This is a genomic window from Leptonema illini DSM 21528 (genome assembly GCF_000243335.1).
GTDB lineage: Bacteria > Spirochaetota > Leptospiria > Leptospirales > Leptonemataceae > Leptonema > Leptonema illini.
In genome coordinates, this window is sequence record NZ_JH597773.1 from 4253 (window position 1) to 29807 (window position 25555).

The 25555-nt window shown below is 50.7% G+C and carries 25 protein-coding genes and 1 pseudogene; 14 read left to right on the top strand and 12 right to left on the bottom strand.

Annotated elements, in window-relative coordinates:
* Positions 1-85: 85 nt before the first annotated feature.
* Positions 86-370, bottom strand: coding sequence for a transposase (locus LEPIL_RS00030; protein ID WP_002768699.1), 285 nt, complete (start codon positions 368-370; stop codon positions 86-88).
* 119 nt (positions 371-489) lie between these two features.
* Here LEPIL_RS00030 and LEPIL_RS24135 point away from each other — a divergent pair, with 119 nt between their 5' ends.
* A complete protein-coding gene (locus LEPIL_RS24135) occupies positions 490-837 on the top strand; it encodes an integrase core domain-containing protein (protein ID WP_425528184.1) in 348 nt (115 codons plus the stop codon).
* Here LEPIL_RS24135 and tnpC read toward each other — a convergent pair.
* The 6 genes from tnpC to LEPIL_RS00055 all read right to left on the bottom strand — a co-directional run bounded on the left by tnpC (position 738) and on the right by LEPIL_RS00055 (position 6232).
* Complete coding sequence (gene tnpC, locus LEPIL_RS00035) at positions 738-2330, bottom strand: IS66 family transposase (protein ID WP_002768700.1); 1593 nt, start codon at positions 2328-2330, stop codon at positions 738-740. The genes LEPIL_RS24135 and tnpC overlap by 100 nt on opposite strands.
* A 39-nt stretch (positions 2331-2369) precedes the next feature.
* Positions 2370-2720 carry an IS66 family insertion sequence element accessory protein TnpB gene (gene tnpB, locus LEPIL_RS00040; RefSeq protein ID WP_002768703.1) on the bottom strand — a complete coding sequence of 117 codons (351 nt, stop codon included), beginning with the start codon at positions 2718-2720 and terminating at the stop codon, positions 2370-2372.
* Positions 2717-2983, bottom strand: coding sequence for an IS66 family insertion sequence element accessory protein TnpA (tnpA, locus tag LEPIL_RS24140; protein ID WP_425528183.1), 267 nt, complete (start codon positions 2981-2983; stop codon positions 2717-2719). Before tnpA ends, tnpB begins: the two co-directional genes overlap by 4 nt.
* A complete protein-coding gene (locus LEPIL_RS21370) occupies positions 2889-3986 on the bottom strand; it encodes a hypothetical protein (protein ID WP_002768705.1) in 1098 nt (365 codons plus the stop codon). Before LEPIL_RS21370 ends, tnpA begins: the two co-directional genes overlap by 95 nt.
* An 88-nt stretch (positions 3987-4074) precedes the next feature.
* Positions 4075-4875: a methyltransferase domain-containing protein gene (locus tag LEPIL_RS00050; RefSeq protein ID WP_002768707.1), complete on the bottom strand. Its 801-nt coding sequence runs from the start codon at positions 4873-4875 to the stop codon at positions 4075-4077.
* 52 nt (positions 4876-4927) lie between these two features.
* Positions 4928-6232, bottom strand: a complete 1305-nt coding sequence (locus tag LEPIL_RS00055; RefSeq protein ID WP_002768709.1) for a tetratricopeptide repeat protein — start codon at positions 6230-6232, stop codon at positions 4928-4930.
* A 214-nt stretch (positions 6233-6446) separates the two neighbouring features.
* Here LEPIL_RS00055 and LEPIL_RS00060 point away from each other — a divergent pair, with 214 nt between their 5' ends.
* From LEPIL_RS00060 to LEPIL_RS00070, 3 genes are all read left to right on the top strand, one after another.
* Entirely contained in the window at positions 6447-6803 is a 357-nt protein-coding gene (locus LEPIL_RS00060) for an ArsR/SmtB family transcription factor (protein WP_002768710.1), read from the top strand.
* Positions 6796-7242 carry an SRPBCC family protein gene (locus tag LEPIL_RS00065; protein WP_002768712.1) on the top strand — a complete coding sequence of 149 codons (447 nt, stop codon included), beginning with the start codon at positions 6796-6798 and terminating at the stop codon, positions 7240-7242. The genes LEPIL_RS00060 and LEPIL_RS00065 overlap by 8 nt, the downstream gene beginning before the upstream one ends.
* Positions 7243-7309: 67 nt before the next feature.
* A complete protein-coding gene (locus tag LEPIL_RS00070) occupies positions 7310-7777 on the top strand; it encodes an SRPBCC family protein (RefSeq protein ID WP_002768714.1) in 468 nt (155 codons plus the stop codon).
* Positions 7778-7860: 83 nt separating this feature from the next.
* Here the strand turns inward: LEPIL_RS00070 and LEPIL_RS00075 are convergent, their stop codons facing one another.
* A complete protein-coding gene (locus LEPIL_RS00075) occupies positions 7861-8601 on the bottom strand; it encodes a hypothetical protein (protein WP_002768716.1) in 741 nt (246 codons plus the stop codon).
* A 139-nt stretch (positions 8602-8740) separates the two neighbouring features.
* Positions 8741-12310: a transcription-repair coupling factor gene (gene mfd / locus LEPIL_RS00080; protein ID WP_157135000.1), complete on the bottom strand. Its 3570-nt coding sequence runs from the start codon at positions 12308-12310 to the stop codon at positions 8741-8743.
* Positions 12311-12508: 198 nt separating this feature from the next.
* On the opposite strand from mfd, the gene LEPIL_RS00085 reads away from it, so the two are divergent.
* Positions 12509-14224 carry a P83/100 family protein gene (locus LEPIL_RS00085; protein WP_002768720.1) on the top strand — a complete coding sequence of 572 codons (1716 nt, stop codon included), beginning with the start codon at positions 12509-12511 and terminating at the stop codon, positions 14222-14224.
* Positions 14225-14374: 150 nt separating this feature from the next.
* Here LEPIL_RS00085 and LEPIL_RS23845 read toward each other — a convergent pair whose 3' ends face one another.
* Positions 14375-15076, bottom strand: a complete 702-nt coding sequence (locus tag LEPIL_RS23845) for a transposase (protein WP_343287599.1) — start codon at positions 15074-15076, stop codon at positions 14375-14377.
* 602 nt (positions 15077-15678) lie between these two features.
* A pseudogene (locus tag LEPIL_RS24085) lies at positions 15679-15951 on the bottom strand (transposase); the annotation flags it as partial.
* Between the two features lie 174 nt (positions 15952-16125).
* Here LEPIL_RS24085 and LEPIL_RS00095 point away from each other — a divergent pair.
* The 9 genes from LEPIL_RS00095 (at position 16126) to LEPIL_RS00140 (ending at position 24619) form a co-directional block, all read left to right on the top strand.
* Entirely contained in the window at positions 16126-16344 is a 219-nt protein-coding gene (locus LEPIL_RS00095; protein WP_002768722.1) for an addiction module protein, read from the top strand.
* 489 nt (positions 16345-16833) lie between these two features.
* Positions 16834-17223 carry a potassium channel family protein gene (locus LEPIL_RS00100; protein WP_040917984.1) on the top strand — a complete coding sequence of 130 codons (390 nt, stop codon included), beginning with the start codon at positions 16834-16836 and terminating at the stop codon, positions 17221-17223.
* A gap of 21 nt (positions 17224-17244) precedes the next feature.
* Positions 17245-17943 carry a hypothetical protein gene (locus LEPIL_RS00105; protein ID WP_002768726.1) on the top strand — a complete coding sequence of 233 codons (699 nt, stop codon included), beginning with the start codon at positions 17245-17247 and terminating at the stop codon, positions 17941-17943.
* A 201-nt stretch (positions 17944-18144) separates the two neighbouring features.
* Positions 18145-18660 carry an SRPBCC family protein gene (locus LEPIL_RS00110; protein WP_002768727.1) on the top strand — a complete coding sequence of 172 codons (516 nt, stop codon included), beginning with the start codon at positions 18145-18147 and terminating at the stop codon, positions 18658-18660.
* Between the two features lie 274 nt (positions 18661-18934).
* A complete protein-coding gene (locus LEPIL_RS00115) occupies positions 18935-19999 on the top strand; it encodes a tyrosine-type recombinase/integrase (RefSeq protein ID WP_169314783.1) in 1065 nt (354 codons plus the stop codon).
* Between the two features lie 260 nt (positions 20000-20259).
* A complete protein-coding gene (locus LEPIL_RS00120; RefSeq protein WP_002768730.1) occupies positions 20260-20832 on the top strand; it encodes a hypothetical protein in 573 nt (190 codons plus the stop codon).
* Between the two features lie 203 nt (positions 20833-21035).
* The gene (locus LEPIL_RS00130) at positions 21036-22775 is read left to right on the top strand and encodes a hypothetical protein (protein ID WP_002768732.1); all 1740 of its coding nucleotides are present in this window, start codon (positions 21036-21038) and stop codon (positions 22773-22775) included.
* A gap of 519 nt (positions 22776-23294) precedes the next feature.
* Positions 23295-23858, top strand: coding sequence for a hypothetical protein (locus LEPIL_RS00135; protein WP_002768733.1), 564 nt, complete (start codon positions 23295-23297; stop codon positions 23856-23858).
* 320 nt (positions 23859-24178) lie between these two features.
* Positions 24179-24619 (top strand): hypothetical protein, encoded by a 441-nt coding sequence (locus LEPIL_RS00140; protein WP_002768736.1) that lies wholly within the window; start codon positions 24179-24181, stop codon positions 24617-24619.
* On the opposite strand, the gene LEPIL_RS22735 is transcribed toward LEPIL_RS00140, so the two are convergent.
* Positions 24606-25378, bottom strand: a protein-coding gene (locus LEPIL_RS22735; RefSeq protein WP_086004574.1) for an IS5 family transposase whose coding sequence is annotated in 2 segments (ribosomal slippage) — positions 24606-25030 and positions 25030-25378 — 774 coding nt in all. Because the reading frame shifts where the segments join, the coding sequence is not laid out codon by codon here. The genes LEPIL_RS00140 and LEPIL_RS22735 overlap by 14 nt on opposite strands.
* Positions 25379-25555 lie beyond the last annotated feature (177 nt).

Sequence of the window (25555 nt, forward strand, 5' to 3'; positions counted from 1 at the left end):
AAAACGGATTTAGAGACGCCTAACAGGGCTGCCATGCGATTCACTGAAAAGTCCTTTCTCCACGCCTTCATGAAGGCAAACTTCTTCAGTCGTCCCGGGAAAGCATGGCTGCATACTTTTTTAGGATCGTATTGTCCATTCGGAGGCTTGCAACCTCCGCTCGGAGGCGCTTCAATTCTTCCTCGGCACTACTCTTCTTGCGAGTTTCCGGTTCATTCTTCTGGGATTCCAGATACTCCCGACGCCAATCCTGAAGGGTCCAGTAGCTGATTCCGAGACCGGCTGCGATGTCCTTGATCGACTCGTCGCCGGTAAGGGTCTGTTTTACAGCCCGTTCCCGGAATTCTGGCGAGTGTTTACGTTTCCTCATGGTAACCTCATAGTATTAAGTTACCCTTCTGGGGTGTCCACTTTTTCCGGTACCGGTCAAAATACTCCGATCTACAGAACGAAGCTCTTGCCAAGTTCGCACATGCCCATGTTGGAACGATTCGTCGAGAACTAACCGACCATGTTATCCCTCTCTCGGAAAACCATCTGAGAAGTCTCGTCAGAGAATACATACGCTATTATAATGAAGATCGCACACATTCTTCGCTCGGAAGAGATTCACCGCACGGGCGACTCAGGGCAGAAATGCCTCCCGATCGACCGCTGATCTCCGTTCCGCGAGTCCGTGGACTCCATCACAGATACTTTCCAATGGAGAAAGTGGGTAAGCGGAGCAATAACCGCCTCTACTCAGCCAACAGGAAATCCCTGTCTTTCAATTTCAATGGCAAAAGCGCCGCCCAGTCGGATTCAGTTACGGCGACGGGAGCGTTCTTGAGCAAGTAATGCATATAGAGGGATGGATTCAGTCCGGCGGCTTTTGCTCCTTCGATCAACGTATAGAAAAGAGCGCTGGCATGGGCACCACTTGTGGTAACGGCGAACAGCCAATTTTTCCTGCCTACCACAAATGGTCGAATGCCATTTTCTACCTGGTTGTTATCGATAGGGATCTCTGGATTATCAAGGAAAGCCGTTAGCTGCGGCCATATATTCAGGGTATACTTTACGGCGTTCCCGTAACGACCGGATGGGTTATATGATGCATCCTGTTTACTGATAATATTTTTCAACTCAACCATGAGCGGCCTTGTTTCCTTGTCTCTGAGTCGCGCCAGCTCCTTGAGATCCGGATGACTTTCACGCCAGTCCGATTCAATTTTATAGACTTGCCTGTACAATTCCAGAACCGTATCGATGTCGGCATTACCTTTTACGACCTTGCCCGCCTCGATAAATTTTCTACGTGCATGAGCATTGCAACCTGCATGAACGATTTCGCTCCGGGATTGAAGAACGCCATAACCGCTGTAGCCATCTGTAATGATCGCTCCTTTATAATCGGATAAGATTTCCGTAAGAAACGCAGAGCTGCGATTGGAACGATAAAAGAAAAGAGGAACCGGGCCTTCGCGAGTATGAGCAAGAATATGCCACAGATAAGAAAGCTGATCCGCTCTTTTGTTGGGTTCCTTCAACACCTGAAACACCGTCTCATCGATTCCTATCACGGATGCTTCATTGATCTGTCTGTAAAGCAGAGACTGTAGCGGCAACAGAGCTTGCGCTACGCGAATGGCCGTCATTGCCATCGTTTTACGACTGATTTCAATACCGGCTCTTCTGAAAATCACCTCCTGCCTGTAGAAAGGAAGGCTGTCGGCAAACTTCGACACGATCATGTGCCCGAAGATCCCTTCTGACAGAATAGACTTGCCGAGCAGAGAAGGTTTTACGGGGGCGATTGCTACAGGTTGGCCTTCATCATCTGCTCCATAGCATTGCCGACAGGCATATTTGGGGCGGATAATTTTTCTGACAAAGACTTCGGCCGGTATATACTCGATTTTCTCGCAGACCTCTTCGCCGATCCTTGCTTTTTCTGACCCACAGCTACAGAGCTTTTCCGTTTCAGGGATATCGATGATTTCTTCTCTGCGTTCCAGATCGTCCGGGATTCTTTTCTTCCGTTTCTTGTTGCGCTGAGGCGAGGTTACAATGACCGGCTCCTCATCGAGCGCTAATTCCGGATGACTGTCGTGAAGCGTTTCTATTTCGTTGAACAAAAGAGCCTGTCGTTGTTCGATCGGTCCCAGCTTTTCTGATTTCTTTGAGAAGAGGCGCGATTGAAGAAGCGTAACTTTCTCTTTGAGGATCTTCACCTCAATACTATAGTCGCGAAGCGCCGCATTCCTCTCTTCCAGAAGGTTATTCTGGTTAGCAATAATGCGCTTCAGTTCTTCGATATCATCAGGAAGGCTTCCAGAATCGAAAGACATAACAATCCGATATTACAGACAGAGATACAGATCAAGCATTTATCCGAATTTTGTGTAATGAAGCGTTGAATGTGCTCGCCTGAAGTCGATCCCGTTGAGAAGCCAGTTTAACTGATCCGAAGTGATTTCCATAACCGCCTGTTCATCCTGAGGCCACGGAAATCGATCTCGCTCCAGACGCTTCTGCCACAGGCAGAATCCGTTTCGATCCCAGTACAGTATCTTCACCAGATCCTTCCTGCGGTTTCCAAAAACAAAAAGACTCTGCTCGTAGGGGTTCAGTCTCAGGTCATTCTGCACGATGCCGCCTAAACCATTTATGGATTTTCGCATATCCGTAGCTCCAGGCCTCAGAAAGATGCGGACACTTTGCGATAGAGTCGGAATCACAACCTTCTTCCAAAGATCAGATTGAGCCGCAGTCTGATCGAGAACGGCACCTGAAAGTGAACTTCAAGCAAAGGAGGCTTTTCAATACTGAGCTGCGGCATCGGAAAAGGGAGTTCTATCAGAGATCTGCTCTTTCCTTGACTCCGTGATTTCTCGTAAAAAGAATACCTATTCACCCGATTTTGCCGGCAATACTCTGCCTTGCTGAGTCCGGACGCTTGCCAGTCCTTGATATGCTTCTGCCAGTCGATCTTCGCCTTCATTAATTCCTCCTGATGGAGGAAATTTCGGCAAATCTATGATGCCACCGCAGAGGCGGTTAATGCTCCGCTTACCCTCTTTCACGTTCAGATCGACGAGGGCCGAGACGACAAAGCTCAGATTCCGTTTATGTTCGCCGTCTTGCAGATAGGCAAGCGGACCGTTCCGATCGCCTGTCAGGTACCAGAGCGCATAACGCGCACGCAGCACAAACTCATCGTCCGTATAATTCTCGCTGTAGTTGTCGATATACTGTCGGATGGAATCCAGCGGGCCGTCATAAGCAAAGGCCGTTATCGATTGCGCAAGATGCGAGGCTGCGACGTTCATCTCGTAGTTGCGTTCGTCGTCGCCGGCAAAGATAAAGGCCCGGTAGAGGACCCCGGCCGCCGACGGATCGCTCAGCTCGATCAACGAATGACCGAGCTGCACAAATACCATGTCGTTCACAAGTCCTTCTCCGTCATAGCCTTCGAGAGCGAGATCAAAGCCCGAAAGCAGTTCGGATCGGGCACGCTCCTGATATGCCTCCGTAGCGGCAAGATAGTGCATGCCCCGGAATACGGTAACATCGATGGGTTCATCGACATCAAGTTTCAGCTGTTTGCGATATTCAGCGAATACGTACTCTGCCATGTCATGGCTGAAAGGCGAAAGCCTTGCGATCATATCCCACCGCGGAGCATAACCGTATTTATCCATCAGTCCTTTAAACGGAGCGAGAAAGAACTCATACAATTCCGGCACATCCCCTGCATTGTGCCTCAAGCGATCGATGCGGCGCAGGAAGAGCTCATCCATTGCGCGGTCGATCATTCGGTATGTGGGCAGGAAGGCGTACCAGTCGAACTTTGCATCGGCCTTCTCAAAGGCCTCGCGGCGGCTGTGGCGAAACTGTTCAAGGGCAAATAGATCCTGGGTTTCAGGAGCAGTCTGGATGCGCAAGATCTGCCTTACGATCGTTTCGGTTTCTTTATGAAAGGCCTGTAGCTCCGCAGGGGTCATAAGCGAACAGGCTGCACAGAGCACAGTCTCTGTCAATCCGCGCAGATTCGAAAAAGCGAATCCTGACGGCGATTATCTCAAAATTATCCTATAGAGGGGACTCTCTTATGGTTCCTGACACCGGCTTTGATCTTCCCTTTACACAGAAGGTCATGTCGCTGATATAGACGACGCCAGGCCGCAGCTCCTGAACCATACGTTCTGTGAGATTGTCGATATCGATCTCGGCCTCCGTCGCAACCTCTGCTTTCACGATACGGGGCACCATCATGCGAACAAGATCGGCCAGCAGAAACTGCGTGCCCTGACCCTGTACGATGGCCTCGGCCGATACACCCTCAACGGAATAACCGGCGGCAAGATAAACAGACGGCAGATCGAATCCCATGTGAATGTTTGCACCTTCGTTTCGAAGGGTCTCGCGCAGCCACTCCATACACCGGTCGTGAAGCGGTAGAGATTCCTTGCTTCCGGGCACCATCGTCGTATCACTTTCCTCAAAGACTACAAGGCCCTGCGGCCGCAGCAGCGGCTTCAGGCGGCGTAGCACAGCTGCAGGATCGGGCAGATACATCAAAACACGTCGCCCGACAAGGGCGTCAAACTCATATTCCGCCAGTCCAGACAGGTCAGAAGACTCGGTTAACTCATTCACGTCGCGCTGCAAGAAGCTTACCGCTGTCAATCCGGCAGCATCGAGTCTATTTCGCGCCGCAACAAGCGGAGCCTCGGAGCGATCGACGGCAAGCACCGTCCCTGACGGGCCGACCAGAGAGGCAAGCACGGATGTTACCTCACCGTTCCCGCAACCGATCTCGAGTATCTTCATTCCCTCGTTGATACCGGCTTCGCGTAGAAAACGCGTCGTAATCGTATTGCTTCTCTGCATTCCAGCTCCTGCGCCTACGCCTGCGATAAAGGCCTCGTGATCGGGCGTACGGCTATTTCGATTCGATCGTTCTCATAATACGGCGCAGTTCAACAAGCAAACTCTCGCGGCGATCGTCGTTCAGTTTTTCCGTAAGATGAATCCCTTTTTCAAGTGCAAGCCGGGCTTCGACTCTTTTTCCCAGTTCGATCTGTGCGAGACTGATGGAGCGATACAACAAAACCCGCTTCAGTAAGTCAAGCTTCGCGTCCTCGGCTAACGGAGTGACCGCCGAAACAAAGGCGTCATGCCTGTCCAGATCGGCATAGGCCCGACGGATCAAATCGATTGCGACAGGTGGAATCTCACGATGCCGCTTCATGGCCTCCTGCAATTCCTTTGCAGCCCGGGCCGTGTTATCAGCGAACAGAAGAGCCGTGATCTGCCCTTCAAGATACCGCGGATTCGTCGCGTCGTATGTAACCGCCTTCCTATACAGCTCGGCCGAGCGTGCGTAGTCTTCGGTTTCAAAGGCAACGCTTGCAGCGAAACTCAGGGCCTGCGCTGCTCGCTTGCGGTCTTTATTCTTCTCGGCCGAACGCATGGCCTGAGAAATCGCCTCTTTCGGATGGCGCAGGCGATACTGATACAGGGCATCGTAAAGCAGTAGATCGGCATCGGCAGGCCACTCTTTCAGGCATTGCCGCAGCTGTGGCTCTTCACGTCTGGAATACTCGGGCGACGCTGATTTCAAAAAGCTCAGGTAACGCACGCAGCTCTGCGGCTTCGCCTCTTCCCTCAGGAGACGCGTATACAGACGATCGGCCTTCGCACATGCCATGCTGCGATTCAGATCGGGCCACGATTCTTTCGAAGCGCAGACAAGAGAATAATAGTCGGCTGCAAGACCAGTGAAGACGGCATCCGATGCAATCGAAGCTTCATGCCGCTCAAGCGTCGCATGCACGGGCCAGGCGAACGAGACAACGCCTTGTGGGAGATGCGCGCTTGCCGCCTCCCCTTCTTTGCGGTCGACGAAGCCGAACCGATCGCCTGCTTCGGGCAATTTCACGCTGCAATTCAAAGAGAGATCCAGCAAACGCCTCACCATCGCCGGATCTTTGAGCTCCGGATCAAGGCCTGTGATCTGTGAGAGGGCCGAGGCGCATTGTCCGCGCCGCATGAGATCGTCGATACGCTCAAAGGAGCCGTCGGGCCCGGCTGTAAGAGCTGCGGGCACCGTAATAAGAATCGCGATGACCAGCCGACGGGCGACGTCAGAGAGGCGCTTCTCGAATCCGACATCGCGTATCAGAAAGGCGGTCACGTCAACCGCCCTGCCCTTGATTTCCTCCGCTGTGAGACCTGTTCGAGGCATGAATCAGGATAGGAAATCCCGAAGAAACAGTCATGTCAAGGCGACTACACAGCACAGCCGCGCCTATCGGGACGGTATGCGAACGGTAGGCGTGTCGGCATAGCGTTCCAGCGCCGTCCGGAACGCTGGGTGACAGAAAAATTTTATTAAACCAGTTGGTTTTACAATTGACGATTATCAATCTTTACATTTACTAAACCAGAAGGTTGAATAAATGACATCCGCTAAAAAGAAGGAACAGAAGCTTGACCGAGTCTTTGCTGCTCTCGCCGACAGCTCACGTCGGCAGATGCTCGTACAGCTGCGCAAGCGTCCATTGACGATCTCTGAGCTGGCCGGGCAATACTCCATCTCCTTTGCCGGAGTCGCCAAACACGTCCATGTGCTCGAAGAGGCCGGTCTCGTGCACAAGGTTCGCGATTCCGAAGACGGACGCAAGACGCGCCTTCAGCTTGCGAATCAAACCCTGAATGAAGCGACGGCCTGGCTCGAATATCATCAGAAATTCTGGACCGACAAACTCAATCAACTGGAGGCCTACATTATGCAAAACGGAGCAGATCATGAATAGCGCCACATTGATCGTTGAGAAAAAGATAAGGGCCTCGCGTGAAAGGCTTTTCAGGGCATGGATAACGGAGCGCGATTTCGCAAGATGGTTTATCTCGGGAGACGGAGTGAGCATCGAGTCCGTTTCGCTGGATGCTCGCCCCGGAGGCAGGTTCTCTATCGTTATGCAGCTCGACGGACAATCACTGCCTCATGAGGGGGAATATCTCGTTATCGACGAGCCCGAGAAGCTCGTCTTCACATGGCGATCACATATGACGGCCGGAGAGTCCACGCTTGTGACCGTGCTATTTGAGGCTCTCGAAAGAGACGCATCGGGAGCGGCACAAACCCTGATTACGCTGACGCATGAGAAACTCGCAGAATCCGTCATCGAAGCGCACAGAGGCGGATGGACGAGTATCCTTTCAGGACTGGGCGCCTTTCATGGGGATGAATAACGAAGCCTGCTCCAGATGATAAGGAATATTTCTTGAACATCTATCAATATAAAAAGGGGAAACAACAATGAATGGGATATACCACAAAATAGGAATAAAGGCCGATGAAACGTCGGTCAGAAATGCGTTAACCACGCAGAAAGGCTTATCCGGATGGTGGACGACGCAGGTGTCGGGGCCTTTTGCAGACGGAACATCCAGTCCGGGAGAATCGATCCGCTTCGATTTTGGAATCGCCGCCTTCGATATGAAGGTCGTGAAACAGGAAAGCCGTTCGGTCGTATGGCAGTGCACCTCAGGCCCCGAAGATTGGGTCGGCTCTCTGATCGATTTCGAGCTCAGCGAGGCGAAGTCTCCGGCAGGAGAGCCCATGACACTCGTCTATTTTCGTCATAAGGACTGGAAGGCAGAAAGCGAATTCACGGCTCATTGCAGTATGAAATGGGCCGTATTTCTGCTCAGCCTTCGAAGCCTCGTCGAAACGGGCAAGGGGCAACCGGCTCCGCATGACCTGAAAATCGATGATATGAATTGATATTACGCCGTTCGACAACAAAAAAGGCAGGCTATGCAGCCTGCCTTTGCTTCATCTGGCTTTTCTTTCAGCCATCGCTCAGGTTACTTGCCCGGTGCGGGCGCAACGGGCGTCTGGTTCGCAGAAGGCTCGTCTACACATCCGCCGGTCTTGCGGATGTCGTTATAAAGCTTCATATCGTTTTTCAGGAAGTTATCACGATCGAAATCGTTGTTCTTCTTGATCTGAACGGATTCCTTGATGCCTTCGATGATCTTCGGATACTCACGCTGCACGATCTCCATCTTGAGGAAGCGCTCGGCAACCTTCAGGCACTGATCGAGAGTCAGTCCTGCCATCTGATCGGGACGTTCTTTACGCAGGTCGTTGCACTTCTGCTCTTTTTCGGTTTCAGAGATCTTGATCCTCTCCTGGATCTTCTCCTGAACGTAGAGATTCACGAGGGTTTCCATGTAAACCTGTTCGAGGATTTCCTTGATGACCGGACGATCCTGAAAGCTTTCACTGAGCGCCGCCTGCTCGATGATTTTCATGTCGCGGAACTTCTCGTAGTTATTCTCGGGAATAAGCCCTCCGATCAGCTCACGAATGGCCGGATCAGGCGGAATCTGATCGGGGTTACACATCAGCTTGTAAAGGGTTTCTTTATCGGCATTGGCAAGACGGGATGCCTTTTCGATATAGGTGGAATAATAGCTCTCGAATTTGTCGGTCGTGATGGTGTCTTTTCCGATCGTCTCAATAACCTTACCGCGATCTTTACAGGCGACCAGGCCTGCAACGACGGCGAAAAGCAGGATCGAAAGTCGCTTGAATACGAACATGCAGTTCTCCTGAAATGGTATTGGAACCGCTGCTGCGGATTCCGGGTGCTCAGAACGGTTTCTTTCTATTTAGCGGGAACGGTCAAGCTATTTTGCCGATGGGATTTTTCGGTGCCCTTGAGGCAGAGGACTCAGGCCGCTAACCGGCCTTTGCTGCCAGCTGCTCCTGTAGCGGAGCCGTCAGGGCCCGCATGGCGACCAGCAGCGACTGCAGAATGGCGTCATGAGATACAGGCTGCTTCGAGGCACCCTTCTGCGATGCCTGCAGAGCCTTAAAATACAGCACATTGTTCTTCCCGTCCCGCACAAAGAAGCCCAGGTTCTTCTTGAGAATCTCAATCATATGCTGAATGGGCACGCGGAAGCTCTCCCCGGCCTTGAAGTGGATCAGCTCGCCCTCTTCGTAGATATTCTCGAATCCGCAGAGCGAGCCAAGCGTACGGATGCGCTCCACAAGCACAAAGACCTCGCCGGCCTTATCGGGCGGCCCGAACCGATCCTTCATCTCGTCGGCAAGAGCGGCGACCTCTTCTTCGGTGCGAGCGGCCTCGAAACGCTTGTAAAACTCGATGCGCTGCCGCGTATCCTCGATGTATTCCTCTGAGAGAAAGAAGTCCGTATTCAGGTTCACCGTGCAGCGAACCTCGATCTCAAGCTCTTCGCCCTTCAGCCGTTTGACGGCGTTATCCAGAAGCTTGATATACAGCTCATAGCCGACCTGTATAATATCGCCCGACTGTTCTTTACCGAGAACGTTGCCCGCACCGCGGATCTCGAGATCGCGCATGGCCACCTTGAAGCCTGAACCGAGCTCCTGATATTCAAGCAGCGTGTTCAGGCGTTTCATCGCCTGCTCGGTCAGTACCTTGCTGCCCTGGTGAAAGAAATAAGCATAGGCCTGGCGGCTCGATCGCCCCACCCGTCCGCGAATCTGATAGAGCTGCGAGAGGCCAAACTGATCGGCGCGGTCGACGATGAGGGTGTTTACGTTGGGGATGTCGATTCCGTTCTCGATGATGGCCGTCGTTAACAGAAGATCGAACTTGCGCTCGGTGAAATCGAGCAGGATCTGTTCGATATCGTCTTCATGCATCTGGCCGTGCAGCGTCGTGAAACGCAGCTCGGGCAGCAGCATGCGCAGTCGCGCACCGACCATGTCGAGACTCTGGATGCGATTATGCAGATAAAAGATCTGACCGCCTCGCTCCAGTTCACGATGCACCGCTTCGATGAGCGCTGCGTCGGAATCCTCGAGCACGAAGGTCTGCACGGGCTTGCGATCGCGCGGAGGCGTCTGAATCACCGAAAGATCGCGGATGCCGGTTAACGAAAGATGCAGCGTTCGCGGAATGGGAGTGGCCGAGAGCGTGAGCACGTCGACCTGCGTTTTCAGCTTCTTCAAGGCCTCTTTATGCACGACGCCGAAGCGCTGCTCTTCGTCGATGACAAGAAGCCCCAGATTGCGGATCTTCACGTCCTTTGCAAGCAGCGCGTGCGTTCCGATGACGACGTCGACCTCGCCCGAAGCGAGAGACTCTTTGATGCGACGTATCTCGCCGGGCGTGCGAAACCGCGAAACCCAGTCGACACGCACGGGAAAATTCGCGAACCGCTCCCTGAAGTTCTTGAAATGCTGCAGGGCCAGGATCGTCGTCGGGCAGATCACGACGGCCTGCTTACCGCCCATCACGGCCTTGAAAACGGTGCGGATGGCCACCTCGGTCTTGCCGTAGCCCACGTCGCCGCAGATCAGGCGGTCCATCGGCCGCGGCGCCTCCATATCCTCTTTCGCCGCCTGAATGGCCATCAGCTGGTCGGGCGTCTCATCAAAAGGAAACTCCGCCTCGAACTCTTCCTGCCATACCGTATCGGCGGGAAAGGCATAACCCTGCTTCTTCGCGCGAGCCGCATAGATCTGTATGAGCTCTTCGGCGAAGGCCTCGATGTTCTTCTCGACCTTCTCGCGGATCTTCTTGAACGAGGCGCGGCCCAGATGATCGAGCTGCGGATTCGACTCGGGTGCCACATACTTCTGCACCATCGAGATCTGGTCGAGTGGCACAAAAAGGCGATCCTGCTCGGCGTATTCGAGCACGAGAAAGTCTCTTTCACGACCGGCCGCCTTCATGCGTTCGAGCTTCACAAAACGACCGACGCCGTGATTGATATGAACGATGACGTCGCCTTCGCGCAGATCGAGATACGAGTCGATGGGCGCCGATCCCGTCTTCTTGAAGCGCATCCGCTTCTTATAAGAGCGCCCGAAGATATCAGAATCGGTCCAGAGATACAACCGCTCTTCGGGAAGCTCGAATCCGGTTTCGCGAAGAGACTGCACAAGCACGATGCGCGAAGAGCCGCCCGAAGAAGCGACCTTTGTATCCGGTCCGCTCCATTCAACGGCCTCATGCGGCACCGATTCGGATTTCAGAATCCCCGAGATGCGCTGGATCTGCGCCGTATATGGAGACGTGATGATAACGGAGCCGCCGCCTTCAAGGATCTCAAGGGCGCGTTTGCGAAACTCCGTCATGCGGCCCGAAAAGGTCGACGGCTCGCGAATGGGAATGTCGGACGCCGCCACCTCGCCCGTATCAAGATCCGTATGATGACTGTGAAAGACGATGCGCTGTATATCCTCTTCGCTGGCCGCGTCGTTATCCCGATCGAGCAGGATGGCCGCGTCCCGAAACAGAAGATCATCGGGCGAAACGGTTATGCGAACCTCGCTTTCCCGTTCGTATAACGTGTCGTATTCGCGCTCCACGCGAAGAGCCCTGTCCAGGGCGGCGCCATCCGAATCGAAGGTTAACACCGGCGCAACGGAAAAGAGATCGATCACCGATCTGTACGGGCTGATCAGCGGAAGCAGCTCTTCAAGCCCCGCCTGGTCGCGACCGTTCGCCGCCTTTATCCCGCCATGCTCATCGTTCAGCCAGTCCGGACGACGCAGATCATCGGCGAACTTCGCCTTTGCAATCGCCTGTTTCAGTTTAGCAAGGCCTTTCTCATCGGCGATGGCCTCAGAGGCCGGCAGGATCTTCACACTATCGACGGGCTTCAGACTGCGCTGTGATTCTGGATCAAACTCGCGCAGCGACTCCACCTCGATATCGAAAAAGTCGACGCGCACCGGCCGATCGGATTGCACGGCGTAAACGTCGAGCAGCGAGCCTTTCAGACAGAACTCGCCAGGCCCTTCCACTCGTTCAGAGCGATGATAGCCTATGGCGACAAGCTGCTCCATAAGAAGGCGCGGCTCGATGGTCTGCCCTTTTTTCAGAATAACGGTTCGGCTCTGCCAGAGCTGCGGATCGGGCAGCCTGCGCAAAAACGCCCCGGCCGGAACGATGAGCAGAATCGGATCAGACGACAGAAGACGATCCAGCGCTCTAATACGTCGGCCTGACAGCACCATATCGTGCCGCGACCATTCATAGGGGATGCCGTCCATCTCGGGCAGCACGACGATCCGCGCCGGATCAATAAAAAGCGACGCCTCTGAGGCCAGCGTATCGGCCTCGGGCGTTCCCGTCGTCACGTAGACCACAGAACGGCCCGACGCCTGAGAAAGCTTTAATAGAGAGGCAAGGGCCAGGCTGCGGGAGCCGGGCAGGATACCAAAAAGCGTAGTAATCTCGGCCGGTCGCGCAAGCAGCGGGGCCAGATGGCGGGAGGCAAAACGATCGACAACGGGAGAAAGAGACACCCGGTTCCTGTTTTTTATGAACCGGAGATCGGTAAATACCTTTTCAGGGAGCTGAATCATCCGCTCACCCCGAAAAACCAGAAATCCCCTTGAATTTCAGCCTGTAAAGAAACGATAATAGAGACAGCGTCATCTCTGTGAAATTGAATTGACCGATCACGCAATTCTTCTATTAAAAGAGATCGAAAGGAGAATCGAATGTCCCGTCTGAGAATCATAGCCTCGTTGATGGCAGTCATGCTGTTTGCCGGCATCACCGGCCCCGTTTTCTCGCAGGAGAAGCCCAGCATCGCCGAAGAGGCGCTTACCGCTCCGACCGTGCGCTTTGAAAACCGCACCAATCGTCGGGCCACACCGGCCGCCCGTCAGTATGAACGCAACCTTGGCATCCGCATCGCCGAGAACGCCATTAACGACCGCACCGCCCCCGTCGCCGATATTCAGATCTTTCGCGTCTTCGACGCAAACAAAGAGAAGTACGGCGCCGACGTCATCGTGCTCGGTCCAAAAACCGATTTCGGTCATATCCTGGCAATCCAGCGCGTCATCGCCGGCTATCTCGAACGAGCCTTCGAGTTCAAGCCCGAGCAGGCCGAAACGATGTCTCTTTTCATCATCTACTACAATGCCGAGATCCGCTCGCGTCCCGAGCTGATCGAGAAGAGCTTCTCAGATGCCGTCATCGCAAAGCTTGATGCGAAGAAGGCCGGTATCGATCGTTCGTATAAGAACTGGCCCGGCAAGACGATGATTCTGATTCCGCTGCGCAAGAACGTGGTGCGCCCCGATAAGGCCGACATCGATCGCGAAGAGATCAAGAAAGAAACCGAAGACAACAAAGACGTAAAAAAAGACGAGAAAGACGCCCTTGATAAGGTCGACGCCGAGCGTACGAAAGACGATCAGACGAAACTCGATCAGAAGAAAAGCGAGCTTGATATAAAGCAAGAGCAGATCGACCAGCAGAAGAAAGATCTCGAAAAGGAAGAACAGGAATTCAAAAAGGATCTCGTCGACACAGGCAAGAAGCTCGAAGAACTGCGTAAAGATCCGGTCAAAAACGCCGTAGAGATCAAGAAAGAAGAGCAGAAGCAGCAAGATCTCGCGAAGAAGCAAGAAGAAGTCAAGAAGCAACAGGAAGAGGTCAAGAAGCAAGAGCAGACCGTAACGCAGGAGAAGAAAGAGGTTCAGGAACAGAAAACCGATACTCCCTCGCGTCAGGAAGAGAAGAAGGATCAATCCACTTCAACCACCGACACCACAAAGACTGAAGAACAGAAGAAAGAAGAAGTAAAGAAAGACGAAACGATAGCGAATCTGCAGAAAGAGAAAGAAGAGCTGCAAAAAGAGATCGAGAAGAAAGAAGAGCTGAGTGAGAACGTCGTGCTCGAAAAGATTCTCTTCATGCGAGTTCAGTCTATTGAGAAAGGCCATTACTCGAACGAACTGTGGTACGTAGACACAAACAAAGACGATACGCTCTTCAGAAGCCCGTTCACCAAGATCTGCAGCCGTGACTTCGTCGCCGTTCCCGATCAGGGTGTGATGGTCGCCGGTTATGCAGGCGACAGCCATGAGCAGAGCGACCACTTCCTCGTGCTGCTCGACCCCGAAAACCTCGAGTTCAAAAAGCAGAGCAACGAATCGGTGTTCTGGAATACTCCGATGATCCTGCGTGACGGAAAGATCTACGCCGTCGAAAGCTTCAACGGACAGTATTTCCTCTCTCGCTTCAATCCTGACCTGACGCTCGATGCCCGCTCTTCAGAAGGCATGAGCCCACATTCCGAGATCACATTCTTCAAAGACAAGATCTACGTAACGGGTCAGGATAAAGACGGACGACCGACGACCATTCAGGTCTTCAATCGATCCGATCTGAAGCTTCTCAAGACGATTACTCCCCCCAAATAAGGGCGCATCACTCCCATTCCCGAAAAACCACCTGCATCACGCAGGTGGTTTTTTTGTCTATTTGAGCACCAGGCGGGGTTCGGGTGGAGTCTGTCGAAAAACCTATCTCGTTAAGCGCGTGAGCTCCCGGTCGCCCGACCGGGCTCTTGCTCAGATATTGTCAGCCGCAATCGGATTTACCCGGACAAACCCGATCATTCGGGCAAGGTTATGGGCAATGCACCGCTCAGACCATTCAACTTGAACCCTTTCTCTTGTTCGCCGCAAGAACTGCCAGCCATTACGAGCACTTTTCATCACACCAAAGACGCCCTCGACAGATGGAAATCGGCGAGCATAGGTTTTCTTCCCATCTGGAGTTGCCAGCTTCTCTCTCATGAGAAGGGTAAGGGGATTGGAAATAGACCGCATCCCCGTTTTCTTTTTTTTGCTTCCATGATGGGGAGGTAAACTACGGACTTGTAAATCGGGAATATGTTTGGTCTGAATCCAGAGCTCTTTGCGCTTGCCTTCCGGGCCAATACATTGCTCTTTCATAGAGCACCGGGAACAGCCATAACGTCGATAGTGCCGGTAGAGGACTCCCTGTAGATTTCTCTCGCGCTGGAAGGTGAGGATTTCGCCGGCCGGACACTGAAAGCAATCGTTGTCTCGGTCGTAGTGGAATTGCAACAAGGCATGGCTGCTCTCAATCAGAGGCGGTTCAGCGGCAGCCTCATTTCTTTCCTCCGGCTTGATCTTACCGCCGGTCTTCTTGTGTGCCAGTTCCCGGTCTGGCATATAGAGGTCATGCCCTGTAAGCTCTTTGAGAATATTCTCGCTCGCATATCCACAATCGAGAACGTATTTGATTTCGTCTGTTTTTTGGGAAGGAACTCCGCCTTTACGCCCTCAACTCTGTTCACAAGCGAACTGGTGAATGTACTGTCGCTCTGTCCCGTAACAATTTCCTGATAAACAATCATGCCACTCTGGAAATCCACTGCATTCTGGGCCGAATAACCCACGATGAAGCTGTTGGATCCGTCTTTGTGCCAGTCTGCATCTGGATCTGTAAGATGAACTCGCTTTCGGTCAGGTCTGGATTTCAAGAACTCCAGCCCCAGAGACAGCTTCTCTTTCTGGACCTCCAGTTGTTGGATTTTCTTTGCCAGTAATTCCTGTTCTGCATCGTTCTGTGATGCCTCCCATTCATCGTAGCGTTTCTTACAGACAGATTCAAGATGCTCGTAACGCCTTTCAAGTTCCTCGCGAGTGCCTATATCCCGTCTGTTTGCACTGGCCTTGATCTTTGTGCTGTCAATGCTGACGGTATCCAGATCGATGAATCCCGATTCGATACCGAGGAACACTGTCTGCGTGAACAATTCCTGAATTGCTGCCGCATGCCTCAGCCGGAACTTTCCGAGGGTTGAATGATCCATCTCCATCCCACCGGACAGATACATCAAATCTGCACGCTGTCCGAGATCTCGCTCAAGGGCTCGCATGGAAAGGTTTCCATACAACAATGAATAGATGATGATAGCCAGAACTCGGTCGGGCGGCATGGCCGGGCGACCTCCCTGCTTCGAATCATTCCTGTAACTCGCATCAAAGCGGCTGAGATCTAGCCGCCGGACCGTCTCAAGCAGGCGGGAGATGGGATGATCCTCCGGAAACAACTCCGAGAAATTCAAGATAACGATCTGGCTCTGATCAGAGTCAGGCTGTTTGTAGCGTGCCATGCTCCCCGATAATCTACCCGGCCGGTAATTTCCAGGGGAATTCAGAATTGATTCAGGTTTTTCGACAGACTCGGTGGGCGAAGGTGTGGCGCAGCGGGCCACAGAGGGTGCGAGCGGGCCGAAAAGGACTGGACGGATGAGAGAGAAGATACAAGTTTATGAAGAGGGATAGCCATGGGCAAACTGACACTGGACGAAGTAAGAAACGCGATAAAAGAGCTGACTCCTGAAGAACAGGAGATCCTGTCGGCTGATCTTGCCCGGACGAAAGAAACACACCCAGACGTACTCGCCGCATGGACTGCCGAAAGTGAAAGGCGACTTGATGAATTCCTGGCGGGCCGGCAGGATGCATACTCTATCGACGAAGTGCTCGCTCGCTATAAGAAATGAAGCCTGTTCGATTGCTTGCAGGTGCCAGGAAAGAACTATATGCAGCTGTCAGTCAGCGGATCCGCTGCGCATCAACGGAGAGTTTTCCATATAACCTGTTCTATTCTGTCCTGAGCGACGAAATCCTCGTTATCTCGATCGCCCATCAGCGTCGTCGCCCCCGACGATGGGACGATCCCTCGCCTCACTGATATCCCAGTTACTCCCCTTCCAGCCCGCTCGCTCCCCCTGTGCAGCGAAGCAGGAGTGCGCAACGGCGGGGTTCGGGTGTGTGCACGTTTGACAGACTGGTTAGACGAAAAGTCCACTCGCAGCACCGGTATTCCATTTGCCCGAACTCCAGCCCCTCCGCTCTCGTCCGAAAGCGTGCCACGGATGGCTGAGCGGCCCGACCTGGCGTAGGAGGACGCCATCGTCGGGTGAGGACGAGAGCGGAGGGGCCATTGCTTTTTTACTTGCAGGTCTGCTGCCTGACCGAAGCCTGATCGGATGCTGCCCGACGTGAAGCAGGAGACTCGTGTTCACCGACTCCTTCCAGGCTATGGCTCTCTTATCAGGGCGGTGATTGTCTACTTCACTTTAATCGTTCTTTTTGCGATCGCCTATAATGCCCTTCTACCGGCTGTGACCGGCGAAGAGGCCCTTATCTTCAGCCAGAGCGGGCGCGGGTCGACGACGTTTTTGCATGCGCTCTATTTCAGCGTCGTTACACAGACCACCGTCGGTATCGGCGATATCATCCCGCAGGGGAATCTGGCAAAGGCGCTTGTTGCTCTGCAGTCGCTCACGGGTTACGGATTTATCATTCTTTTCGTGTCGTTGATCGTGCACCGTCGCATGCAGATACGATTCCGATTGAACGGCCCGTACTCAAATTAGGCGCCTGCGTGAGGGCTCTGTGTGGATATGAACAGAGGCCAGCTCTGCAACGACCGTATAACGCTGGCGGCCATATCGGCCTTCGCACTATTCTGCTCGACCATCGTGCTTCTTATCGATCCTGAGTCCTTCGAACGATTTCTCGGGTCGCTGCATCCACTTCTGGCATTCCTGGCCGCATCGTTCCTTGCTTTTTTCTGTTACGGGTTCTTTCTCAAGAGAGGATGGCTTGTGGTGATAAGACCGGTACCGGCCCGGTTGATCGGCGTACTGGTCGGATTAGCCGTTCTGTTCGCCGCGATGGCTATCGCCGTCGACGTTATCACTCCCTTTCCAGAAGAGATGAACGTTGCCTTTCCTGTTTCTCTGTTTTATTATCCCGCTATGGCATTCCTGGCCGAGACGGTCTTCCATCTTGTGCCGCTTGTCGTCCTGCTCCTTCTGTTGGGTAGGATGTCGGGCGACGGCCGATGGATCTGGCCTGCTTTACTGCTGGCCGCTATGATCGAGCCGGCCTTTCAGGTGGTCATTGCAGCTCCCGAGAACGCCGACCTCTCCCTGCGTGATATCTGGGTCGGATTTCACGTGCTGGCCATCAACCTCGTTCTGGTCATTCTGTTGAACCGGTTCGGATTTCTCGTTGCCTACTCCTTCCGAGTTGGCTACTATCTGCTGTGGCATGTCGCCTGGGGATTTCTCAGAATACAGGTGCTTTTTTGAGAGAGATTCGCTGAACCTCGCCCCCGAAACAATCGGGAAAAATCTACCGTCCCTCTGCAGAACCCATTGAAAATGATTGACGGCCGCCACACATAACCATTTAGTTATATAAGCAAATCTGCATAATATCGATACGGCCGTTGAAGCCCCCGGCGTACCGTGACCGAAGAACGGTCGCCGCCGCAACTACAAGGAGACACCATGAGAACCGACGAAAAAGAAGTAAAGATCGAACTCCGAGGCGAAACCGAAGCGGTGATCACCCGCTATTTTAACGCTCCGCGACCGCTTGTCTTTGATTGTTTTACGAAGCCCGACCTGATGCGACGGTGGCTGATCGGTCCGGAAGGCTGGTCCCTTGATTCCTGCGAGTTAGACCTGACCGCCGGCGGTAAATACCTCTATGTCTACGCCGATTCTCAAGGAAGTCGGATGGGCGTTTACGGAACATTCACCGAAGTTCGCGCTCCTGAGATCGTGGCCAATACCGAGAACTTCGCCATGGATATGTCGACCTTTGATCCCGATGCTCCAGAGGATCCTGCTGCGACGGTCGAGTCGCGGGTCTTCACCGAGGCAGGCAAGAAAACGCTCATGACGCATCATTACCGATTTGCCTCGCCCGAGATCCGCAAGATGGTGTTCGAATCGGGCGCCGACGAAGGCATGGAAGCCTGCTACAGAGAACTCGACAGGATTCTTTTGCAGATGCGCTGACCCGAGACAAAACGTAGAGCAAGGTCCCTGCTCGCTCACGGCAGGGGCAACCGGGCGTCAAGGAACGTTCCGTTCATCCAGAAATAACATTTGACAGAATCCGGCCTGGACTGTAGATCCGATTTGAATGGCTACAGTGCGACCAGATTTTCCAGTCTATTCAGGTCGCTTGGTACGAGCCTGGTCCTCAAAACGTCCTAAAATCGCAGCCTCTACCGCAATAAAAACGAAGAAAAAAAGCAGTCATTCCGCTGAAAACCGACCCTGTCTTTCCGTGAATGCCTATTTTGAATACCTGATCAGCACGCCCGATGGCGAGGTTCTGTCTATCCTCAACGAAAGCTCCCATCTCAAGATTTACACGCGTCGTTTCGGTCCTGAAACGGTCGCAAAAATCCGATCCATCCCCGGACGCCGGTGGGATGCAGAGCAAAGATGCTGGATGATTCCCTGTTCCCCGGAGCGGCTGAGGGAGATCCTGCATCTTTTTCGGGCAACGCCCTACTACCTCTCCGGGCAGATCGCTGCTCGACTGGATCAGGAGATGACGCTACAGGCAATGGGTAGAAACTCGCGCCGCGCCTACATGTTCTGGATTCAGGATTTCCTGTATTTTCTAAACCGTCCGCCCGGATCGGACGATGCAGAGGCAATCCACGATTACCTTGCGATTAAGGGAAAGTCGAGCCGCGTCAATACCGTGCTGTTGATCCGCGCCGCTCTGCGGTTCCTGTATAATAGAGCGCTGCGCACCGCCTTTCCTGATATTCCGGGATTGAAAAAGGACAGGATCCTCCCCACAATCATGTCAAAGCAAGAGGTGCTGCGAATCCTGAAGGAATGCCGGAATCCAAAGCACCGACTTCTCTTGATGCTTGTCTATTCGGCCGGACTTCGCGTAAGTGAAGCCGTGTCGCTACGTTCCATCGATATACAGATGGATCGCAATCTGATCCATATTCGCCGGGCAAAAGGAAGAAAGGACCGCTATGTTCTGCTTTCGAGAATCGTTCTGGATGATCTGAAGCGGGTATTTCCATCGCTTGAAGGAGATTTCTGGATTTTCCCGGGCCAGAAAAACGGGCGACATCTGTCGATCCGGAGCGCGCAACAGGTATTCAAGAATGCACTTGAAAAGGCGAAGATTCACCGAAACATTTCCATTCACGGTTTACGACATGCCTTTGCCACGCACCTGCTTGAAAACGGCACGGATATACGCGTGATTCAAAAGCTGCTCGGTCATTCCAGTCTGCAAACGACACAGATCTATACGCATGTAACGAAGCAGCATATCCATAAAATCATAAGCCCACTCGATCAGATGAACGAGCCGTGAGCTGCCACAGGGAGAAGAGGAATGCATGAATTCTACGAAGAATTTTGCCGGCTGTTGGAGGTTCGGGGGCTTCCAGGATTATACGCATGCGGGTAACGGGCGGCAGGGGCGGATTTTATGCATGCGGGAAACGGACGGGGATGGGCGGATTATATGCATGCGGGTAACAGACCGGATGGGCGGATTATATGCATGCGGATAACACGAGATTAAACGAATGCGTATAGAACAAGTTATGTGCAATTATCAAAGAGATTGTTATGACTATTCAATTTAGCGATAGCATTCAGTACGAATCCCACCTATACCATTTGTCGAGAAGCGTCCCATTGCTCTCTGCACCGGAAGCTGCATTTCCATTCTCACCAGTCTCTCATAGTTCTGCGAATGTAAAAGGATACTTGGCCGAATATGCAATACTTGATGGTCGACTAACGCTGTCCAATCTGAACATATCAGCAACCTATCTCGATTATCTTCGGAGTAAAATCAAACAGACCCATGGAAAAAACCATAAACAGTATATTGTTGAGAATGAAGACCGAAGCATTACATGCAAAAATCTGGGAACTTTTATCGACTATACGGGAATATTAATTATCGCCAGAACAACTTCAGATGCCACATTTGAATTAAAGGCCACGAGCCCAAGAGATGTATGGTCCGATCTTCTATTAATCGAATTTAAAGCTGGTTTAATAAATTCCGTCAAAGACTGCCTCTCAATGAGTATTGAACTGCCCGAAGTGGAGAAATTCGATTCCCTCCTCGTCGGGGCTCGAAGCAAGAGGTATATCGACCGCATTATAGAAACCCATGATAGCGGCACATAACTCAAAGATTACCCGCTCCGCTCAGGTCGCCAAAGGCGCCTTCGCTCCGGTCTTTGCGCTCCCCACTCCGTGGGGTCCGGATGTGCGCCAATTTGGAAGATTCAAATGGCGCACACCGGAACGCGCCGCAGACAAATTGCCCTGCGGGCAACTTCGGGTAATCCAGAACGTTATGCGTCATTTTCTAAAATATGAGATAAGAGATGAATAAATTACAAACAATACAAAATCAAATATATACATCTAGACTGGTCTATGGTATTGATTTTCTAATTTTCTTGTTATTTTCATTTCTATTACTAGGGCTTTACCATTCATCAAATAATGAGAATCTTTTTGCTCATCTTTCAGCATGGGGAACACTTGGAAGTCTAGTATTTGCTTCATATCAACACGTATTGCAAAGAATAGACAGAAGAAAAGTCATAGAATACTTCAAGACGGAATCAGAGTCACTTATAAAACCGATTGAGCTAATTATTGAAAAGCATTACCCTGAAATTGATCCCACGATCTTTACAAAATGTGAGGAATTAACCCTATCAGCTTGCCTTTCCGAATTTAGTCGAACAATGAATATTCAAAGTATTGAATATCAGTTTATTTCATCTTATATTGATTATTTACAGCTAAAAACAAAAATTTCTACCGCAGAACTTATATTCATTAAATACCGTATTATAACTTCTTTTTTCCAAAATAATTTCCCAAAATTCAAAATTGACCATATTGACTTAGGCACATTAAGGGACAATCCAGAGCTTGTTCGGTTTGGAAAGCTAATTTCCCTGTTTGAAGAAAACAGTTTATTATGTGCTCCATTTGATTTTGACTCTGTCTCTGACTCTGATGGTGAAGATTCACTTTTTAATTATTTTGAGTTGAGCAGTGCAAAAGTTAAAAAACTATTAGAAGATAACGAGAAAAGGAAAAAAGCAGAAATACTTCTAAGCAAGGCAATTGATAACGCCTATACCAATTTAAATCTGTTAAATATTTCCAAACTAGAGGAAAAGATACCAGCTCTATTTAAATACGACGAAAAGTACTCTGCCACCAAAACAAAATGGAAAGCTGAAGTAGAAACACATCTAAGAAAAAAAAATAAAATTCAAAGAAATGCTTCTGAAGAAGAAATATCAGACCATGAAAAATTCATTACGGAAGAATCGGAACGAATTCTTACCGATATTGATACGATTTTAGGAAGACAACCTTTTAGCAAGGCACTTTACTCATTCAAAAAAGAGATAAAGCAACTCGGAAAAGATTTTTTCTGGTATATAATATTCCCTGAGAATTTTTCTAACGAAGCTAGGGGGTGGACCCCTGAAAAATTTATCAAGGAGAAAGTTATAAAAAAAGCGCGAGAACTTCAATCAGAATTCAATGTTGAAATATTGAAAAAATATCCCTTCCTGAAGGGAAAGCTAAAAAGAAAATTAGATGCAAATTACTATATTATATATATAGATCCAACAACATTAAAAATCAATGCTGATTTGAGTACAACACCCAAACCTCTTAAAGAAGCATTAACAAAATCATTTTTTAGTTCAGAAGACCGAGAAGAAAATTTTCAATCACAATTAATTTATCTTAAGCAGGTTATAAATAGCTTGTCCTTATCAGGATTGCTTTTTACAGAGCCTTTCGAAATCCAAGATAAGTATGCAAAGATTGAAAAAAGAATTATTACACAGAGTGAAAAATTAGGACTAAACATTCGAAATGTGAATTCAATTGCTGAATTGGGAAATAAAAAAGATGAGTTGGTGAAAATTGTATACAAGATAATTCACAAAAAAAATCCACCGACCTCAAAAAGATCAATTCATCTAAAGACTATTAATTCAGAGGTAGAAAAGATTATTCAGAATGCAATTGATTTGGTTCAAATTATAAGTCAAATGCGTTCCAAGAAAAAAGAAAACGACGCATAACTGTTTTTTTCGCGCTACGTCCTCCCGTTCGGTCGTCCTTGGTCCTCGCCGGGTATGCTCCCATTCGGTCGCCCGGCTTCGGACAAAGCCAGCGGAGCTGGCCTTCGCGAAAAAGTATTCGTTAAGTGAAATCGCCCCGGTGATGAAGAAAGAAAGAAAAAATCAGAGTAAGAGAAGAATGGAAAAGAAAGGTTTCAAGAAAGGATTTGTGGTACTCCCTACTCTGGGTCGCTATAATATCTGGGATTGCCGAACGAAGATACAGAACTGGAATTAACCATTTGGACCATACATTCATTGTCACAAGAAGAAGTAGAATTATATGATAGCAAAAGCAAAGAGGGCGACTTCACTTAACAGCCGATTTCACGCGGCGGCTCCACTGGCGTGGCGCCTTGGTCTTCGCTCGGCGGTCGCTCCATTCGTCGCTGCTCGCTCAGACACATGCTCCTGTCGTCGCACGTCGTGAAATCTTTTACGTTAGCCAAAATGGCATGAATAGGAGATGTGAAATAATTTATGGATACGTTTACTAAATTTGGGCTTTATCACTTCAACGTTATCTCGATCTTTCTTTTTGCATTGTTTACTCAATGTAAAATCGAAAAAGATGTGGCCAATACCACAGGCCTCCAGACAAATAAATCCGGTGACCCCGGAAATATAGATGGGGTCATTCTATCTAAACATACTTTCAACTTCAACGATACTGTCCTGGGAAATATTAAATTCATACCGACTCAAGGGAACGATTATACGGGCTTGCATATCTACATTAAAGAAAATGAAAATCTCATCGAGCTTCCCCGTCCAAATATTGGCCAAAGGTTCGAAAATCTAAAGGCCGTAGCTTTCCGGGACATAAACGGCGACGGTTTAACTGATATTATTATTGTAGCAGAATATACTTCTGCGATAGGCCCGACTGGAAACATTCCCTTCTCCATGCCTCTTTTCTACATCCGGACAAAGAAAGACTGGCTTTTTGACGACAAGCAATCAATCTCTGTAAAAGAAACCTATAAAGAAGAAAATGTGACAATCGACAACGGCATTGAAAAGTTCAAAGCCCTATATCATTAATCATTCAGAGAAAGTTTCAATACATATGCCACTTCGGCTACCTCAAAGATTACCCGCTCCGCTCAGGTCGCCGCGGGCGCCTTCGCTCCGGTCTTTGCGCTCCCCTCTTTGTGGGGGGCCGGATGTGCGCCAATTTGGAAGATTCAAATGGCGCACACCGGAACGCGCGGTAGACAAATTGTCCGGCCATCCGGCCGGCCAATTTCGGGTAATCCAGAACGTTAGGCGAATTCCAATGCGATGCAGCTACGAATATTGCGCTTTCCGGCTCCCGCGCTCATAATGATTGACAGAATTCGCCCCGACGGGAGACTTAACCCATGACCTTCAGATATCGACAGCTCGTTCTTCTAATATGCTTCCCCCTTGCCGGTTGTTTTCCTACGCTATACCTTAAGGTCCCTGAATCATCGGCTGACGCCGATGTCGTACGCATCCCGCGTGGACAGGCGCGGCAGGTGCAAATACTGTCGATCGATGACCACCAATTTGACGGAATCAACAATGACTTCATTATCATCGCACCCGGAAGGCATGAGTTCCGGTTTACCGCTCCCGGATTCACGGAGCTTGAGGCGAAGCTTACGCGAGTCGTCGAAGCCGGTTCCGTCATTCAGCTATGCCCGGGTCTTAACCGAGAGACATACGGGGACTCGTCTCTTTCTCCCGATCAAAGATGGTCCCCCTTCATTCGCACAATCGACGTAACATCGATAAGTGAATCCATGAGTATGATTACAAGCCATCTCAAAAATGCCTGAGGAGGATAACGATACAGCCTAACCGGACAAACGAAAGGTAGTTCTCCCAGTACCTCTCGAATCGATTGAGTATTCTGCGAAAATTCTGGAGCCAGGCAAAGAGTCTTTCGACCTTCCATCTGCGTTTATATCGACGCAGCTCCCGCCCATCCTGTGTGCTCTCCTTTTTCCGGCCCCGTCTATGCGGGGCTATCATCTTGATTTTTCTCTTTCGAAGTTGTTTATCCAATTTATCGGAATCATAAGCTCGGTCACCGATAATCCTTCGAGGAGTTTTTCTTGTGAACTTATGATCAATAGTCTTCTCTACGAGAGTGACTTCATGTGGCGAAGCGCTTTCAATCCAGCAGGCGATAGGAAGACCGGAAGCGTCTGCCATTGCCATGATCTTGGTCCCTTTGCCACGCTTTGTTTTCCCGATTTTGAGCCCCCTTTTTTAGCCGAAACGAATGTTCCGTCTATGAAGCTCTCTTCAATGTCAATTCCACCACGTTCTTCAAGGTCTCTCGCCAGAGCCAGGAGAATCTTTTCAATTGTGCCGTTACGAGTCCACTCCTGAAAGCGACGATGACAACTCTGGTAAGAAGGATACCTATCCGGTAGATCCTGCCAGCGGGCTCCAGTTTTCAGAATCCACAAGATTCCATTTAAAATACTTCGGGGATCAATTCTCTCCCGCCCCCTCCCGTCTTCTCGTGGCTTTGGTTCTTTGATAAGCGGCTTTATGATCTTCCATTGGGCATCTGTGATATCCATGATAGAGCTCCTATAGGAGCTATCCTTGTACGAACCCCTCGGCAGTACAAGCAAAAAGTACTTGTCAGTAGTTTATATTTGAGATGGCTTCTAATCTCAACCACTGTCTGTGGGCGTACAGAGCCGACATTAAGAATGTCCTGGAGTAGTTCCTCCTCTGGCGGTTTCGCATAACTTCCG

What these genes read in the sequence shown, in the direction of transcription:
- LEPIL_RS00110 (WP_002768727.1), top strand. Translation starts at nt 18,145, where the DNA reads ATGAGAACCGACGAAAAAGAAGTAAAGATCGAACTCCGAGGCGAAACC.
- LEPIL_RS00075 (WP_002768716.1), bottom strand. Translation starts at nt 8,601, where the DNA reads ATGTTCGTATTCAAGCGACTTTCGATCCTGCTTTTCGCCGTCGTTGCA.
- LEPIL_RS00120 (WP_002768730.1), top strand. Translation starts at nt 20,260, where the DNA reads ATGACTATTCAATTTAGCGATAGCATTCAGTACGAATCCCACCTATAC.
- LEPIL_RS21370 (WP_002768705.1), bottom strand. Translation starts at nt 3,986, where the DNA reads ATGACCCCTGCGGAGCTACAGGCCTTTCATAAAGAAACCGAAACGATC.
- LEPIL_RS00065 (WP_002768712.1), top strand. Translation starts at nt 6,796, where the DNA reads ATGAATAGCGCCACATTGATCGTTGAGAAAAAGATAAGGGCCTCGCGT.
- LEPIL_RS00050 (WP_002768707.1), bottom strand. Translation starts at nt 4,875, where the DNA reads ATGCAGAGAAGCAATACGATTACGACGCGTTTTCTACGCGAAGCCGGT.
- LEPIL_RS00060 (WP_002768710.1), top strand. Translation starts at nt 6,447, where the DNA reads ATGACATCCGCTAAAAAGAAGGAACAGAAGCTTGACCGAGTCTTTGCT.
- LEPIL_RS00055 (WP_002768709.1), bottom strand. Translation starts at nt 6,232, where the DNA reads ATGCCTCGAACAGGTCTCACAGCGGAGGAAATCAAGGGCAGGGCGGTT.
- LEPIL_RS00085 (WP_002768720.1), top strand. Translation starts at nt 12,509, where the DNA reads ATGTCCCGTCTGAGAATCATAGCCTCGTTGATGGCAGTCATGCTGTTT.
- LEPIL_RS00070 (WP_002768714.1), top strand. Translation starts at nt 7,310, where the DNA reads ATGAATGGGATATACCACAAAATAGGAATAAAGGCCGATGAAACGTCG.
- tnpC (WP_002768700.1), bottom strand. Translation starts at nt 2,330, where the DNA reads ATGTCTTTCGATTCTGGAAGCCTTCCTGATGATATCGAAGAACTGAAG.
- LEPIL_RS00030 (WP_002768699.1), bottom strand. Translation starts at nt 370, where the DNA reads ATGAGGAAACGTAAACACTCGCCAGAATTCCGGGAACGGGCTGTAAAA.
- LEPIL_RS00100 (WP_040917984.1), top strand. Translation starts at nt 16,834, where the DNA reads ATGCTGCCCGACGTGAAGCAGGAGACTCGTGTTCACCGACTCCTTCCA.
- LEPIL_RS00140 (WP_002768736.1), top strand. Translation starts at nt 24,179, where the DNA reads ATGACCTTCAGATATCGACAGCTCGTTCTTCTAATATGCTTCCCCCTT.
- LEPIL_RS00130 (WP_002768732.1), top strand. Translation starts at nt 21,036, where the DNA reads ATGAATAAATTACAAACAATACAAAATCAAATATATACATCTAGACTG.
- LEPIL_RS00135 (WP_002768733.1), top strand. Translation starts at nt 23,295, where the DNA reads ATGGATACGTTTACTAAATTTGGGCTTTATCACTTCAACGTTATCTCG.
- tnpA (WP_425528183.1), bottom strand. Translation starts at nt 2,983, where the DNA reads ATGAAGGCGAAGATCGACTGGCAGAAGCATATCAAGGACTGGCAAGCG.
- LEPIL_RS00095 (WP_002768722.1), top strand. Translation starts at nt 16,126, where the DNA reads ATGGGCAAACTGACACTGGACGAAGTAAGAAACGCGATAAAAGAGCTG.